The following is a 13,563-nucleotide window of genomic DNA, read 5'->3' on the forward strand; positions in this document are numbered from 1 at the left end:
ACTAGAATGCAAGAATTAAACACATAAAAACTGCGATAAAAACCAATCATGGAGAAATTATGGATTATCCCTCTTGAGCACGTTCTTGAGATTGCTCTTCCCTATTTATTAATAGCATTTTTCCAAACAAAAAACCCTGCAGATGCAGGGTTTTTTGGTGAATCAATTAAGCGGATTAAGCGCTGAACTGGTTCATTGTGTTTTTAGAATCATCACCAGCTTTCAATGCATTGTCACCAGCGAAGATTTCTTTGTGGTCATCACCGATGTCAGAACCAGCCATTGCTTGGTGTTTAACACATGCGATACCGCCGCGGATTTCTTTACGTTGTACGCCAGCAACATAAGCCAACATACCTTCAGTACCGAAGTAACCTTGAGCAAGCTCATGAGTAGAAAGCGCAGCTGTGTGGTAAGTCGGAAGTGTGATCAAGTGATGGAACACACCCGCTTCACGAGCAGCATCAGCTTGGAAGGTACGAACTTTTTCGTCAGCTTCAGCAGCCAGTTCAGTTGCATCGTACTCAGCGCTCATTAACTTAGCACGGTCGTAAGCAGAAACGTCTTTACCTTCAGCAACCCAACGGTCATACGCTTGTTGACGGAAGTTTAAAGTCCAGTTGAACGAAGGCGAGTTGTTATAAACAAGTTTCGCATTTGGAACTGTTTCACGTACACGGTTAACCATGTGAGCAATTTCAGCAACGTTTGGAGTCGCAGTTTCGATCCAAAGAAGGTCAGCACCGTTTTGTAGGCTAGTTACACAGTCAAGTACAACGCGGTCGATTTGAGTGCCTTCACGGAACTGGTATAGACCAGAAGCAAGACGTTTAGGACGGTGAAGTTTACCATCACGCTTGATCAGGATTTCGTCTTCTTGAGCTTCTGAAATGTCGATTTCAGTTGTGTCTAAGTAGCTGATGTATTGAGAAGCGATGTCGCCTGGCTCTTTAACCACTGGGATTTTTTGAGTCAAGTCAGCGCCTTCAGAGTCAGTACGTGCAACGATGATACCGTCATCAAGACCCATTTCTAGGAATGCATAGCGAAGAGCGTGGATTTTCGCGATGAAGTCTTCGTGTGGAACTGTTACTTTACCAGCTTGGTGACCACATTGTTTCGCATCAGAAACCTGGTTTTCGATTTGTAGTGCACAAGCACCCGCTTCGATCATTTTCTTAGCAAGTAAGTAAGTCGCTTCTTCGTTACCGAAACCAGCGTCGATGTCCGCAATAATTGGCACAACGTGAGTTTGGAAGTTGTCGATTTGTGAAGTGATTTCAGATGCTTTAGCAGTGTCGCCCGCTTCTTGTGCTTTTTTAAGTGCACGGAACAAGTCGTTTAATTCTTTCGCGTCAGCTTGACGTAAGAATGTGTAGATTTCTTCGATCAATGCAGGAACAGACGTTTTTTCGTGCATAGATTGGTCAGGAAGTGGACCGAATTCTGAACGAAGCGCTGCAACCATCCAACCAGAAAGGTAGATGTAGCGACGTTCAGTTGTACCGAAGTATTTTTTGTTCGCAATCATTTTTTGTTGCGCGATGAAACCGTGCCAGCAACCTAGTGATTGAGTGTATTTGCTAGAGTCTGCATCATAAGCAGCCATATCACGACGCATAATTGCCGCTGTATATTTCGCAATGTCTAAACCAGTTTTGAAACGGTTTTGAAGTTGCATACGCGCAGCATCTTCAGGACTGATGTCTGCCCAAGTGTTACCGAATTTAGCTTTTAATTCGCGGATTGCATCAATCGCTGTTTGGTATGTAGTCATGATATATTCCTGTAATAATATTAGGATTTTTCTGCAACGAACCGCTCAAATCACACCCTCAATGACTTGTTCAGATTTTCGACGATCCGTTGGGATAGCTAAAGATTAGTGGGCTTATGAAAATTAATCCAATAGTCTGCAAGAATCTTCAGTATTTATTTAAAAAATGAGTAGATCAAAGTCTTATTACAATCTTGATAGATTAAATTAAGATTATGTTTTATATATATTTATTTAAAAATAAAAATGGATAAAATTTCCACATGTTGCTTAAAAATAATTCATTAGACTTAAGTCTGGATATGGGGTTTATGCCCTTTTATCTTTAAAAAATACTGATCTTTGATGATTTATTCAACTTGATGAATTCTCGATTTAGTGTACTTTTCACTCAAATACTGAACGTAAGAACAGCCTTTCTCATGTTCTTTTAAAGCGAAAAGATGGTTTTCATTTCCCTCTATAAAAAGGCTAAATGATATTCTATTTAACGTGCATCTTTTCTCTTATGTACACTTTGAATAATGGAGCTTAAGCCTGTGTTAATTTTGTAAACTTTACCAGTGAGCACATGGCTTTTTTCATCGACGCTTTACACAAGGCCCGGCAATTATGGCATAATCTTCATAATTTCTTGTATTTATTCTCGGTATTTCTTTTATGAATCTGGAGCGGGTCGATCTCAATCTATTAATTTATCTTGATGTACTTCTTCGCGAAAAAAATGTCACACGTGCAGCAGAACAACTGGGCGTTACCCAGCCTGCCATGAGTAACATCTTACGCCGATTACGCAATTTATTTAATGATCCTCTCCTGATTCGTTCTTCTGAAGGCATGACACCCACTGAACGTGCCTTAGAATTGCAGCCCCGCATTCGAGATGCGCTCGCTGATCTGTCGATGATCCTGGAACCACGTACCGAGTTCCGTCCATATACCTCAAATCGTGTCTTCCGGATCATGACCTCGGATTATGCAGAAGCCACGCTGGTTCCACGTCTGGTTAAAGCCCTACGTTCAGAAGCACCGAACGTGGTATTAGACTTCCTGACGCCAAGTGACGTGTCATATCGTGACATGGAACAAGGCAAGGTCGATCTGGCAATCAACCGTTTTAATGAAATCCCGCAAAGTTTTCATCAGGTTTTGGTCTGGCGTGACAGCTTTTCTTGCCTTTTAAATAACAAGCATCCTGCCGCAAGCAACTTAAACCTTAAAAGTTATCTGGATGCACAGCATATCTGGGTTTCCAAAACCGGTATGGGTGTTGGCTTCGGGGTAAATCCTGAAAAACAGGCCGGTTTAGGCTGGATCGATCAGGCTTTAGAACGTATTGGCCAGAAACGTAAAATCTCAGTCTTTACCCGTCACTACCAGATGCCGGGGTTATTGGCTGCCAATGTCGATCTGGTCGCAACACTGCCTTCACGCATTGCACGTTTGCAAGCCAAGAATCACAATTTAATTCTCAAAGATCCGCCGTTTTATATTCCTGAATTTGAATTGAAAATGGCATGGTGTCCTTTATTGCATCATCATCCGGCGCATCGCTGGTTACGTCAGCTGATTTTATATGTCGCCCGCCAGATGATTGAAGAAGAAAACCGTGAATTCCTGAGCAATAATTCTCAATTTTCACATTATTAAACTCAAAATCTTCTAAATTCTTATTTTTTAAGATTATACTTCGAAGACTTGAGATGTCATTGTTACACCTCAAGTCTTTTTTTGTGTTAAAAATATCCCAAGATACTATTCATCCACAGGTGGATTTGTGAGCCTCTTACAAAATATCGTGATTATCTTAATACTCATCACGGGGGCCGGTTTTTTATCTTTAACTGAAATCGCCCTCGCAGGTGCCCGCAAAGTCAAACTCAAAATTCTGGCTGAGTCGGGTGATCATCGCGCTCAAAAAGTTTTAGATCTACAAGAAAATTCTGCGGATTTCTTTGCAGCCTCTCAAATTGGTTTAAATGCAGTCGCCATTCTCGGCGGTATTTTAGGTGAAGGCGCCTTCCGTCCTTATATTTATAATTTCGTTTCCCGCTTTTACCAGGGACCTTGGGCTGAAAATATCAGCTTTGCGCTCTCCTTCACGGTCGTCACTTCTTTATTTATTTTATTTGCAGACCTGATGCCGAAACGTCTAGCCATGATTGCGCCAGAAAAGATCGCAGTCTCAGTCATCGAGCCAATTCAGATTTTCATTAAAGTCTGTAAACCTTTGGCCTGGTTTATTAACGCGATTGCCAACATGCTGTTCCGTCTGTTTAAAGTAAATACCATCCGTGATGACAATATTACTTTTGATGATATTTCTGCAGTGATGGATGCGGGTGCACAGGCCGGTGTACTCCAGAAGCAGGAACACCATTTCATTGAAAATGTATTTGAACTTGAAGAGCGTAACGTACCTTCAAGTATGACCACACGTGAAAATGTGGTGTTCTTCACCTTGAATGAACCGGAAGAAAGTATTCGGCAAAAGCTGGCAGAATATCCCTACTCCAAGTTTCTGGTATGTAGCAATGACATCGACAGTGTGATTGGCTATGTCGATGCCAAAGACATTCTGGTGCGTATTCTGAACAACCAGTCGCTGCTGCAGCTCAATGAAAATACCATCCGTAATGTGTTGACCATTCCTGATACTTTGACTTTATCGGAAGTTCTGGATCGTTTCCGCTCTACCAAGGAAAAGTTTGCCGTCGTCATTAATGAATATGCGCTGGTAGTCGGAGTGATTACCCTATCCGATATTATGATTACCGTGATGGGTGACTGGGTGACGCCTATTGAAGCAGATCAGCAAATTATTAAACGTGACAATAATTCCTGGTTGATTGAAGGCAGTACACCGATTGAAGATATCAAGCATGCGCTTGAAATTGATGAAATGCCTGATGATGAAAATTATGAAACCATCGCTGGCTTCATGATGTATAAATTACGCAAGATTCCACGTCCTGCAGATGCCGTGATATTTGGGGCTTATAAGTTTGAAGTGGTGGATGTCGATCATTTTAAAATTGACCAGTTACTGGTGACCCGCTTGATCGAAACCAATTCAGTTATTCAAGAAGAATCAGATTAGTCTGGTTCTTCCTTCTAAGAAATAGTAAAAATTATTCTAATAAAAAAATCATAAGGTGAGTGATGAATATTTCTGCATTATTGGCATGTCTGTTTTTTTATTCAGCCTTGTATTTGTTTTACTTCTTCTTTGCCAAACAACAGAATCCCCTGCTTTTACTCTCAGCCATCATTCTGATGGCTTTAACGGTTTTCATTATTCCCTACCCACATGAACGTCGCCGTCAAGGATTCGACTCCACCTTGAGATTTGGAGAGTATTTTTATTGGCCCTTGATTACCTGGTGGCGTTTATTTATTTTGCCCATCAGTTGGCTGATTGCACTGATGTATCGTGATTAAAAAAAGCACCCGAAGATGCTTTTGTTTATATCTAGTTACAGCTTAGATTTTTGCTAATAAAGCCTCAAGAACGGCTTGATAGTGAATCTGGATATCATCTTCTAAAATTTTGTAGGCATTATCGAATTGCACCATAGGCCAGCCTTCTTTCCAGAATGGGAAAATATTATGCAGGTCATGGGTGACAATTGCATCTTCACGCACAATTGCTTGGGCAATTTGTGACAGTACCTGTGCAGTTTCAGCACCATCAATTGCCATATAATCAATACCGCGCGCTTTTAAAATACGGATCCGGTCTTTTTTATAACGGATTTTTTTGATTTGTGCTGCATTTAGACCCAAAGCCAAAGATACGGCTTCGACAAACTTGTCTTCAAATGACTGATTCAATGCTACTAAGGCTGCTTTATGCGCTTCCTGACGACCAGCTTTACCACCCTGACGAATTGCTGCTTGCGCCTCAGTATTTAGCTCATCCTTTTTCATACTTTGCAGGATGTCTAAAATTTCGATGTCGCTTAACGCCTGAGGAGATTGATCAGTCATAAACTGTCCTTAAAAAAATAAATCTTGAATCGGCTATTTTCGCATAATTCGTCGCTAAAAAACTAAAATCTTCATGATTAAAACAGTGCTACGTTCTGAAACTGCATTTCTTCTGCGATTTTGCGCAAAATCGACTATAGTGCTTCATCTATATATTAAATTAATCTCTGGATGATGCCCACTACGCAAGTGACTTTGTTGCTACAGCAACTTAAGCGCCAATATCCGACTGCATTTAAAGGAAATTACCTGTTTTACAGTCAGATTAAAATCCGTGGAATCTGGGGTAAAGCCAAGCTTTTAATTCCTTGGGCCTTGGCCGCCATGATTTTTGTTCCCATCAGTTTGATGTTAGGAGATTTCGTACAGCAATCTTTTGTGCAAATCAGTGAATTTCAGGCGCAGAGTTATGCCATGTTGGCCATTCTACTGTTCCTGATGTTGAGTCTCACCTTGATTCTGTACCAGATTCAGCATTCTTCTTATTCGCTGTATCAATTATTACGGCATACCCCGATCAAGATGGCTATTGTGATTCTGATGCAAGCCTTAAATCCGGTCTTTATACAAAGCAGTTTGCTGATGTGGAGCTTATTCTTCTTTGGCGTGAGCTTTGGCTTTGTGCGCTTTTATCGGGAAAATTTATTCAAGGAAAATAGCAAAAATACTGAGCACTATCAGCTACAACAATTACGTAAAATCTGTTTTTGGGCTTATAAACAGACCTGTCTGATCCGACTAAAATTACGTTTTTATTCAAGCCATGATCCTCGGCATGCCGAACTAAAACAGCAATTAAATCACTTTGCCGGGTTATATACGCGGCTACTGAAATATGAGCATCAATATTGTAAAACGATCAAGCATCTAGATGTCGACAGCTATCTGGATGAGAATTCATAGTTCCCTCTATCATTTTTCATTGGTCGTCTTAAAGATCTGCAAATATTGACTTTTAAAAAACGTTGATTTGCTGGTTTTTAGAATAGAAGCTACGGAATTGCTTGAAAAGAAAGCAATCATTTAGAAATTTGCTTGCCAAGCTTTATTTCGTCCTCTATTATTGCGCACATGCCCGAGTGGTGAAATCGGTAGACACAGGGGATTTAAAATCCCCCGCCCACAAAGCGTGCCAGTTCGAGTCTGGCCTCGGGCACCATTTTAATATTTATTAAAATGGTGCAATAAAAAATCCAGCATTAGGCTGGTTTTTTTGTGCCTGCATTTTATTCTTTTAACGCGAAATCCCCATGTCAGAATTAAAACACTTCGATCTCGCTACATTACAATTACGTCATCCAGACGCTTTTTTCCTGAAGCTGCGTTATAGCCGCTTCAAATTTAATGCCCTGCAAAATATCCAGTTTGTTATCGCGATTAATTTACTGTCTCTTCTGGTCTGTATAGCCTGTAGTATCAGCTCAGTATTTCTGGAATATTATTTTTTTAAAAATGCCACGATTGCCTTTAATGTCACCTTAATTGTACTGATGGCACTACTGTATCCCTATATCTGGTATGCACAATATCAGGCGAAATTCAGCTCCAAAGCCTATAGTCAGCATTTGCAAAACTGTCTCTATCTGCAAATTCCAATTTTTCTATGCTTATTGCTCAACTTCTATCTGATTCATTCGGATGTGCTGGTTATTATCAGCATGATCATTTTAGCGCTATCCTCTTTTGGCGCTGTGATCTTGGAACCTTTATTTAAAAGTTCCTGTAGTGCAATTGATCAAATCAGGTTGCAGAAACTCCGGCAACTGGCTTTTTGGGCTTATCAACAGTCCAGATCCAAAACACCACAACAGATTCAGGGTCAGTCAAATCTGCAGGCTTATTACCAGAATCTTTATCAGCAATGCATGAATGAAGAGCAACAATTATTAGGCTCGATTCGCTTTAATAACTTTAAAGATTATTTCAATAGACAATAAAAAACCCTGCATCTGCAGGGTTTTCTTAAATCACCATTCACGATTGGTAATTAGCTCTTCCATTTCAATATCGAACAGACCTTGTTCTTGCACCACCATCATCATGGCTTCGGCAATATAATCTGCAGCACTATCATCCAGAGATGAATCCAGATCTTCAAACTGAGGTTTCATGACATTAATATCAGCCACAGTCAGATTGGCAAGCTGATAAATCTCTTGATCTGACAAACCTGATTTAGCGACTTTTTGGGCAAAACGTTCGATGTGCTGCTTGATTTCAGCAACCAGAATATCGGGATAATACTCATCATCGAACATGGGGAGAAGTAAATCTGCAAACATTACAGGCACTCTAAAGGATGACTATCTAATCTAAGCGTGCCTATATAGCATATTGTTGCTTAAAAGCCAAACAACATTGCCAATGTAGGGATTTCCCAGCCTCGCTTTCTAAGCCATTTGCATGGCTTGCCAGACTTTAATCGCATCGGCTGTAGCCTTAACATCATGTGCCCGTACCATACATGCACCCTGCTGAATACTCAACAAATGCGCTGTTGCCGAACCTATTGCACGCTCTTGCGGTGCTGCACCATCTAGAACTGTCCCAATAAAGCGTTTACGAGATAAAGCAGACAAAATCGGATAGCCCATTTCTGTCAGTTTATAAAACTCTTGCAACAGCTTGAGATTTTGCTGGGCATTTTTAGCGAAACCAAAACCTGGATCAATCATGATATTTTCCGCTTTCACTCCCACATCCAAGGCATCCTGAACGCGTTGGGATAACTCACGAATCACATCAGCAGTGACATCTTCATATTGATCCAGATTGTTCATGGTGGTCGGTTCACCGCGCATATGCATGATGATCACTGGAATATTCAGCTCTGCTGCGGTCTGCAATGCATTCGGCCGAGTCAAAGCACGGACATCATTCCAGATATGCGCTCCGGCCTGAACTGCTGCGCGTATGACTTCAGGTTGCGACGTATCAATCGAGAGAATGATATTATGTTTGGATAAAGCTTCAACCACAGGCACCACGCGGCGAATTTCTTCCTCCACTTCTACTGCTGCTGCACCTGGACGGGTCGATTCACCCCCAATGTCGATGACGGTTGCGCCTTCAGCCATCATTTCCAGTGCGCGGGCGACTGCATCTTCTTTTTGATTATGCCAGCCACCATCACTAAAAGAATCCGGGGTGACATTGAGAATCCCCATTACATGCGGCTGGGATAAGTCCAATTTTAAATCACCAAATGTCCATACATGTGGTAACAAAGGCATCAGCTGCATGATTCAATACTCACTTAAAATAACCCCGATATTGTCTTATGGATAGTTAATTAAAGCAAAGATGAATAAGGCCAGGACCTAGATTTCGAAGTAATTATTTCGGGAATATTGCATCATCTTAGTTTGTAATAATGTTTTCACATCTGACCATTCACTTTCTAAAATACTATAGATGTAGCTATCTCGAATAGTCTGTCCATCTTTACGCAGCATATGACACCTGATAATGCCATCCCGCTTGGCACCTATTCCTTCAATCGCTTTCTGGCTAGGAAGATTCAAGTGATCAGTCCGAAAGCCGACAACCTGAACGTTTAAACTTTCAAAAGCATGTCTTAACAAGAGATACTTACATGCGCGATTTACATAAGTTCTGTGATAGCCCTTGGCATACCAGGTATAACCAATTTCAAAACGTGGAATTTCCGTCTTAATATCATGATAACTGGTAGTTCCAATTGCTTGACCGGAGTTTAAATCGATCACAGCAAAAGCCATCCTTTCACCTTGAGCTTGCTGTTCAAAGGCCTGCGAAAAATATTTTTTTAAGTTATGCAGATAAGGCACTGAGTTATATAAAATCTCGCCTAAATTTTCTTCAGCGCATGCGATGGCTAAATCAGAAAAATGTTCCCAGCTCAACGGTTCAAGACGAAGCTGGTAAACACTGGATTCCAGCACAGGTATATTCATTTTTGTTTTTCTTATTCATTTTTAATAGCTCAATATAACATTCAAAAAGATATGACAAAAATGACAAGCATAAAAAAACCACCCGAAGGTGGTTTTTTTATTGAACTTAGTTCGCTGGCAATGGCGGAGGAGTCAACGGACCATCATCTGGCGTTACATCAATCACAGGATTATCTGCAACATAGACTTTTGGTGGCTGAGGCTCACGACCTTCCATGATGTCACGGATTTGATCACGATCAATGGTTTCCCATTCCATCAAGGCTTTCACCATCGCATGGGCAATATCTTTTTTGCTTTCCAAGATATCGCGTGCGATTTTATATTGCTCATCTAGAATTCGACGAATTTCACGATCGACTTCTAGTTGTGTGGTTTCCGAAATACTGCGGCTACCAATACTGCCCATGAAAGATTGCTGTGCATCTTCTTCATAGACCATGACACCGAGTTTGTCCGACATACCATATTTGGTCACCATTGCACGTGCCATTTTGGTTGCACGTTCGAAGTCATTTGAAGCGCCGGTCGACATCTGGTTAATGAAGACTTCTTCAGCAATACGGCCACCAAACAAAATCGAAAGTTCATTCAACATTTTGTCTTTGTAATGGCTGGTCTGGTCAAATTCAGGCAGCTGCCAGGTAACACCTAAAGCCCAGCCACGTGGCATGATTGTCACCTTATGCACAGGATCTGTACCTGGCAAGCTTTCAGCAACAATCGCATGCCCTGCTTCATGATAAGCCGTCGCACGACGCTCTTCATCACGAAGTACCATCGATTTACGCTCAGGCCCCATATACAGCTTGTCTTTTGCATCTTCAAAGTCATGCATATCGACGGTGTTTTTGTTACGGCGTGCAGCAAATAAAGCAGCTTCATTCACCAGGTTTGCTAATTGCGCACCCGAGAAGCCCGGTGTACCACGTGCAAGAACTTTAACATCCACACCTGTCACTGAAGGCAATTTTTTCAAATGTACATTCAGGATTTGTTCACGACCTTTAATGTCTGGCAAACCAACCACAACTTGACGGTCAAAACGGCCTGGACGAAGAAGTGCTTTATCCAGTACATCTGCACGGTTGGTTGCAGCAATCACGATAATGCCTTCATTGCCCTCAAAGCCGTCCATTTCAACCAGCATCTGGTTCAGTGTCTGTTCACGTTCATCGTGACCACCACCAGTACCTGAACCACGATGACGACCGACTGCATCAATCTCATCAATAAAGATGATACATGGCGCATGACGTTTCGCCTGTTCGAACATGTCACGAACACGGGATGCACCGACACCGACAAACATCTCAACGAAGTCAGAACCTGAAATACTAAAGAATGGAACTTTCGCTTCACCGGCAATGGCTTTGGCAAGTAGGGTTTTACCCGTACCTGGAGGACCGACCATTAACACACCGCGTGGAATACTCGCACCCAGACGTTTAAATTTGGTTGGATCTTTCAGGAAATCTACGATTTCAACGACTTCTTGCTTGGCTTCGTCACAACCAGCAACATCAGTGAAAGTGACTTTAATCTGGTCTTCAGACAGCATTTTGGCTTTAGATTTACCAAAACTCATTGGGCCGTTTTTACCACCTGCACCGCCACCCATGTTGCGCATAAAGAACATGAATAACAAAATGATTAAAAGTACAGGGAAACTTGCAATAAGCAACTGCATGAGCAAGCCTTGACGTTGTGGTGCTTCACCTTCAACCACAACATTATTTTTAATCAGGCTTGGCATCAGTTCAGGATCCTGAACTGCCGGACGGATACTTTCAAACTCTGAACCGTTCGATTTTTCGCCACGGATTCTTTCGCCGTCAATCACAACTTGTTTAATTTGGCCAGCATTGACCGCGGCAACAAACTCTGAGTAGTTCATTGTAGTCGGTTGATTGCGGTCACTGACGTTGCTGAAGATTAACACCAGCACACCCAGTATCACGAGCCACAATACGGCATTCTTAAAAAGATCGCTCAAAGCTTTATTCCCATTCCAATCTAATTTGATCATGCCCTGTTCAGGGTGACCTTAATACTTAAGCTGTAAATCAACTTACAATTATCTGAAAACGTACAAAATGCACAATTTTTAACGACTTGGCAAGTAGACTTATTTTAAAGCCTTCTTGCGTCCCTGCCCGATCAGGAAAACTTCTTTAGAGCGAGCACGTGATGCCAAGGGTTTAGATGTTTTCAGAATATCAAAACTATCAACCACTTGCTTACGGAATTCGTCAAAACCTGAGCCTTGGAAAACTTTTACCACAAATTGACCTTTAGGGCCTAGCACCTTATTGGCAAAATCCAGTGCAAGTTCACACAAGTAAATCTGACGCGGTTGATCTACAGCCTTATTACCTGATGTATTGGGGGCCATATCTGAAATTACAACGTCTACAGTACGACCATCTAAAATTTCTAGCAGTTTTTGGAAAACTTCTTCTTCACGGAAGTCACCTTGCAGAAAAGTGACATCTGGTAAAGCATCCATTGGTAAAATATCAGATGCAATCAATAAACCCTTATCGCCAACAAGTTTACCGGCAATCTGTGACCAGCTGCCTGGCGCTGCGCCCAGGTCGACCACAGTCATACCAGGTTTAATGATTTTATACTTTTCTTGCATTTCTAAGAGCTTATATGCTGCACGCGCACGATAGCCTTCCTTTTGTGCCTTTTTCACATAAGGATCGTCTAAATGCTCTCTCATCCAATCACGACTACTTTTAGATAACTTTTGGTTGGTAATGCGTGTAGCCATAACTCTCTAAATAAAAAAATGTCTCATTATTAATTGTACGTGAAAAAGACTTATTTTGCAGTATACATGTGTATCTAAATCTAAGGCTTTTGCTCTCTCCGTGGACAGATTGAATATGATTATTTCCTGATAATTTACAGCGTTTATTTTTTGCTTTTGCTATACTAAGCCGTTTTAAAATTCAGGTTATCTCTCATGGCGGCTTTATCTATTCAGGAACGTAAGCGTTTACGTCAAATCGGACATACACTTAACCCAGTCGTGATGCTAGGTGACAAAGGTCTGACGGAAAATGTCATCGAAGAATTAGCGCGTGCTTTAAACGATCACGAACTGATTAAAGTTAAAATTGTCGCTGAAGATCGTGAAGCGCGTGCAGCGCTGATTGCTGAAATTTCAGAAGCGACTGGTGCTGAAGTGGTTCAAACTATTGGTAAAATTGCACTTCTTTATAAGAAAGCGGCAAAACAGAACCAAAAATTGTCCAATCTTGTTCGTTTCGCTCATTTGTCTAACTAAGTACAGGACTTATGGCAAGTTACGAACTTAGCGCATTTGATCGCCGTTTTCAGGCCATCTCTCTGGTTGCTGCCATTGAACAGCAAGGTCCATGTAGTTTAAATGTGGGCTTCTGGATCCGCGATCCAAATCATTACATCCTGTGGCCAGACATGGTAGCTGCACATCCCCGTCAGGATTTCTTGTGGGAACAGACCTGCTTTGAAATTTTTATTGGGGTTCAGGGTGAAGATTTTTATCGTGAGATTAATCTTTCCCCTTCTCAGGCCTGGCAGGCTTATCAATTTGAAGAATACCGTTATCCTGAAGATATGCCACCGCAAGCTGCGGATGATATTGAGCTGAATCAACTCAAACGTACGCATTATGGTCTTAATGTCAGTGTGGATCTGACTGATTTTATGGCAACACATAAACTGAAGTGGGAAAACTTGTTCCTGGGTTTATCTGCTGTTTTAAAAACCTCGCAGGGTGATCAATACTATGCCATGCAGCATAGTAGTCCTCAGGCAGATTTTCATAATAAACGTGACTGGTTACATGTGTTTTAAATAGATTGACGC

General features: G+C 41.5%; 14 protein-coding genes and 1 tRNA gene. 8 read left to right on the forward strand and 7 right to left on the reverse strand.

Translation table 11 applies throughout. The features are described from left to right. Nucleotides 1-175 precede the first annotated feature (175 nt). Nucleotides 176-1,777 carry an isocitrate lyase gene (locus tag NI465_RS02245; RefSeq protein ID WP_253144158.1) on the reverse strand — a complete coding sequence of 534 codons (1,602 nt, stop codon included), beginning with the start codon at nt 1,775-1,777 and terminating at the stop codon, nt 176-178. 660 nt (nt 1,778-2,437) lie between these two features. Here NI465_RS02245 and NI465_RS02250 point away from each other — a divergent pair. The 3 genes from NI465_RS02250 (at nt 2,438) to NI465_RS02260 (ending at nt 5,218) form a co-directional block, all read left to right on the forward strand. Then, entirely contained in the window at nt 2,438-3,427 is a 990-nt protein-coding gene (locus tag NI465_RS02250; RefSeq protein WP_004280551.1) for a LysR family transcriptional regulator, read from the forward strand. Nucleotides 3,428-3,554: 127 nt separating this feature from the next. After that, nucleotides 3,555-4,877, forward strand: coding sequence for a polyamine export protein PaeA (gene paeA, locus NI465_RS02255; RefSeq protein WP_005106343.1), 1,323 nt, complete (start codon nt 3,555-3,557; stop codon nt 4,875-4,877). A 62-nt stretch (nt 4,878-4,939) separates the two neighbouring features. Beyond that, complete coding sequence (locus NI465_RS02260; RefSeq protein WP_253144160.1) at nt 4,940-5,218, forward strand: hypothetical protein; 279 nt, start codon at nt 4,940-4,942, stop codon at nt 5,216-5,218. A 42-nt stretch (nt 5,219-5,260) separates the two neighbouring features. Here the strand turns inward: NI465_RS02260 and NI465_RS02265 are convergent, their stop codons facing one another. Continuing rightward, complete coding sequence (locus NI465_RS02265) at nt 5,261-5,767, reverse strand: hypothetical protein (RefSeq protein WP_004280554.1); 507 nt, start codon at nt 5,765-5,767, stop codon at nt 5,261-5,263. 174 nt (nt 5,768-5,941) lie between these two features. On the opposite strand from NI465_RS02265, the gene NI465_RS02270 reads away from it, so the two are divergent. The 3 genes from NI465_RS02270 (at nt 5,942) to NI465_RS02280 (ending at nt 7,704) form a co-directional block, all read left to right on the forward strand. Then, complete coding sequence (locus NI465_RS02270; protein ID WP_253144323.1) at nt 5,942-6,670, forward strand: hypothetical protein; 729 nt, start codon at nt 5,942-5,944, stop codon at nt 6,668-6,670. Nucleotides 6,671-6,840: 170 nt separating this feature from the next. Next, nucleotides 6,841-6,926: transfer RNA gene (locus tag NI465_RS02275), tRNA-Leu, on the forward strand. A 91-nt stretch (nt 6,927-7,017) separates the two neighbouring features. Next, the gene (locus NI465_RS02280; RefSeq protein WP_253144162.1) at nt 7,018-7,704 is read left to right on the forward strand and encodes a hypothetical protein; all 687 of its coding nucleotides are present in this window, start codon (nt 7,018-7,020) and stop codon (nt 7,702-7,704) included. Nucleotides 7,705-7,734: 30 nt separating this feature from the next. On the opposite strand, the gene NI465_RS02285 is transcribed toward NI465_RS02280, so the two are convergent. The 5 genes from NI465_RS02285 to rlmE form a co-directional block, all read right to left on the reverse strand. Beyond that, nucleotides 7,735-8,049 carry a DUF5713 family protein gene (locus NI465_RS02285; protein WP_005265862.1) on the reverse strand — a complete coding sequence of 105 codons (315 nt, stop codon included), beginning with the start codon at nt 8,047-8,049 and terminating at the stop codon, nt 7,735-7,737. 108 nt (nt 8,050-8,157) lie between these two features. Continuing rightward, a complete protein-coding gene (gene folP / locus NI465_RS02290; protein WP_180086296.1) occupies nt 8,158-9,009 on the reverse strand; it encodes a dihydropteroate synthase in 852 nt (283 codons plus the stop codon). Nucleotides 9,010-9,087: 78 nt separating this feature from the next. Beyond that, the gene (locus NI465_RS02295) at nt 9,088-9,702 is read right to left on the reverse strand and encodes a GNAT family N-acetyltransferase (protein ID WP_180086298.1); all 615 of its coding nucleotides are present in this window, start codon (nt 9,700-9,702) and stop codon (nt 9,088-9,090) included. Between the two features lie 106 nt (nt 9,703-9,808). Continuing rightward, complete coding sequence (gene ftsH / locus NI465_RS02300; protein ID WP_004280565.1) at nt 9,809-11,698, reverse strand: ATP-dependent zinc metalloprotease FtsH; 1,890 nt, start codon at nt 11,696-11,698, stop codon at nt 9,809-9,811. 132 nt (nt 11,699-11,830) lie between these two features. Next, the gene (gene rlmE / locus NI465_RS02305) at nt 11,831-12,481 is read right to left on the reverse strand and encodes a 23S rRNA (uridine(2552)-2'-O)-methyltransferase RlmE (RefSeq protein WP_005097715.1); all 651 of its coding nucleotides are present in this window, start codon (nt 12,479-12,481) and stop codon (nt 11,831-11,833) included. Between the two features lie 195 nt (nt 12,482-12,676). Here rlmE and yhbY point away from each other — a divergent pair, with 195 nt between their 5' ends. Beyond that, on the forward strand, nt 12,677-13,000 hold the full coding sequence (yhbY, locus tag NI465_RS02310; RefSeq protein WP_005097716.1) for a ribosome assembly RNA-binding protein YhbY: 324 nt from the start codon (nt 12,677-12,679) through the stop codon (nt 12,998-13,000). Nucleotides 13,001-13,011: 11 nt separating this feature from the next. Continuing rightward, nucleotides 13,012-13,551: a DOMON-like domain-containing protein gene (locus tag NI465_RS02315; protein ID WP_005169863.1), complete on the forward strand. Its 540-nt coding sequence runs from the start codon at nt 13,012-13,014 to the stop codon at nt 13,549-13,551. Nucleotides 13,552-13,563 lie beyond the last annotated feature (12 nt).

This window comes from Acinetobacter lwoffii, assembly GCF_024129855.1.
Classification (GTDB): domain Bacteria; phylum Pseudomonadota; class Gammaproteobacteria; order Pseudomonadales; family Moraxellaceae; genus Acinetobacter; species Acinetobacter lwoffii_L.

Excerpts from the sequence above, each read along its gene's own strand:
- NI465_RS02260 (WP_253144160.1), top strand. The coding sequence starts at position 4,940 with ATGAATATTTCTGCATTATTGGCATGTCTGTTTTTTTATTCAGCCTTG.
- NI465_RS02245 (WP_253144158.1), bottom strand. The coding sequence starts at position 1,777 with ATGACTACATACCAAACAGCGATTGATGCAATCCGCGAATTAAAAGCT.
- yhbY (WP_005097716.1), top strand. The coding sequence starts at position 12,677 with ATGGCGGCTTTATCTATTCAGGAACGTAAGCGTTTACGTCAAATCGGA.
- NI465_RS02270 (WP_253144323.1), top strand. The coding sequence starts at position 5,942 with ATGCCCACTACGCAAGTGACTTTGTTGCTACAGCAACTTAAGCGCCAA.
- NI465_RS02315 (WP_005169863.1), top strand. The coding sequence starts at position 13,012 with ATGGCAAGTTACGAACTTAGCGCATTTGATCGCCGTTTTCAGGCCATC.
- folP (WP_180086296.1), bottom strand. The coding sequence starts at position 9,009 with ATGCAGCTGATGCCTTTGTTACCACATGTATGGACATTTGGTGATTTA.
- NI465_RS02265 (WP_004280554.1), bottom strand. The coding sequence starts at position 5,767 with ATGACTGATCAATCTCCTCAGGCGTTAAGCGACATCGAAATTTTAGAC.
- NI465_RS02280 (WP_253144162.1), top strand. The coding sequence starts at position 7,018 with ATGTCAGAATTAAAACACTTCGATCTCGCTACATTACAATTACGTCAT.
- NI465_RS02295 (WP_180086298.1), bottom strand. The coding sequence starts at position 9,702 with ATGAATATACCTGTGCTGGAATCCAGTGTTTACCAGCTTCGTCTTGAA.
- rlmE (WP_005097715.1), bottom strand. The coding sequence starts at position 12,481 with ATGGCTACACGCATTACCAACCAAAAGTTATCTAAAAGTAGTCGTGAT.
- NI465_RS02250 (WP_004280551.1), top strand. The coding sequence starts at position 2,438 with ATGAATCTGGAGCGGGTCGATCTCAATCTATTAATTTATCTTGATGTA.
- NI465_RS02285 (WP_005265862.1), bottom strand. The coding sequence starts at position 8,049 with ATGTTTGCAGATTTACTTCTCCCCATGTTCGATGATGAGTATTATCCC.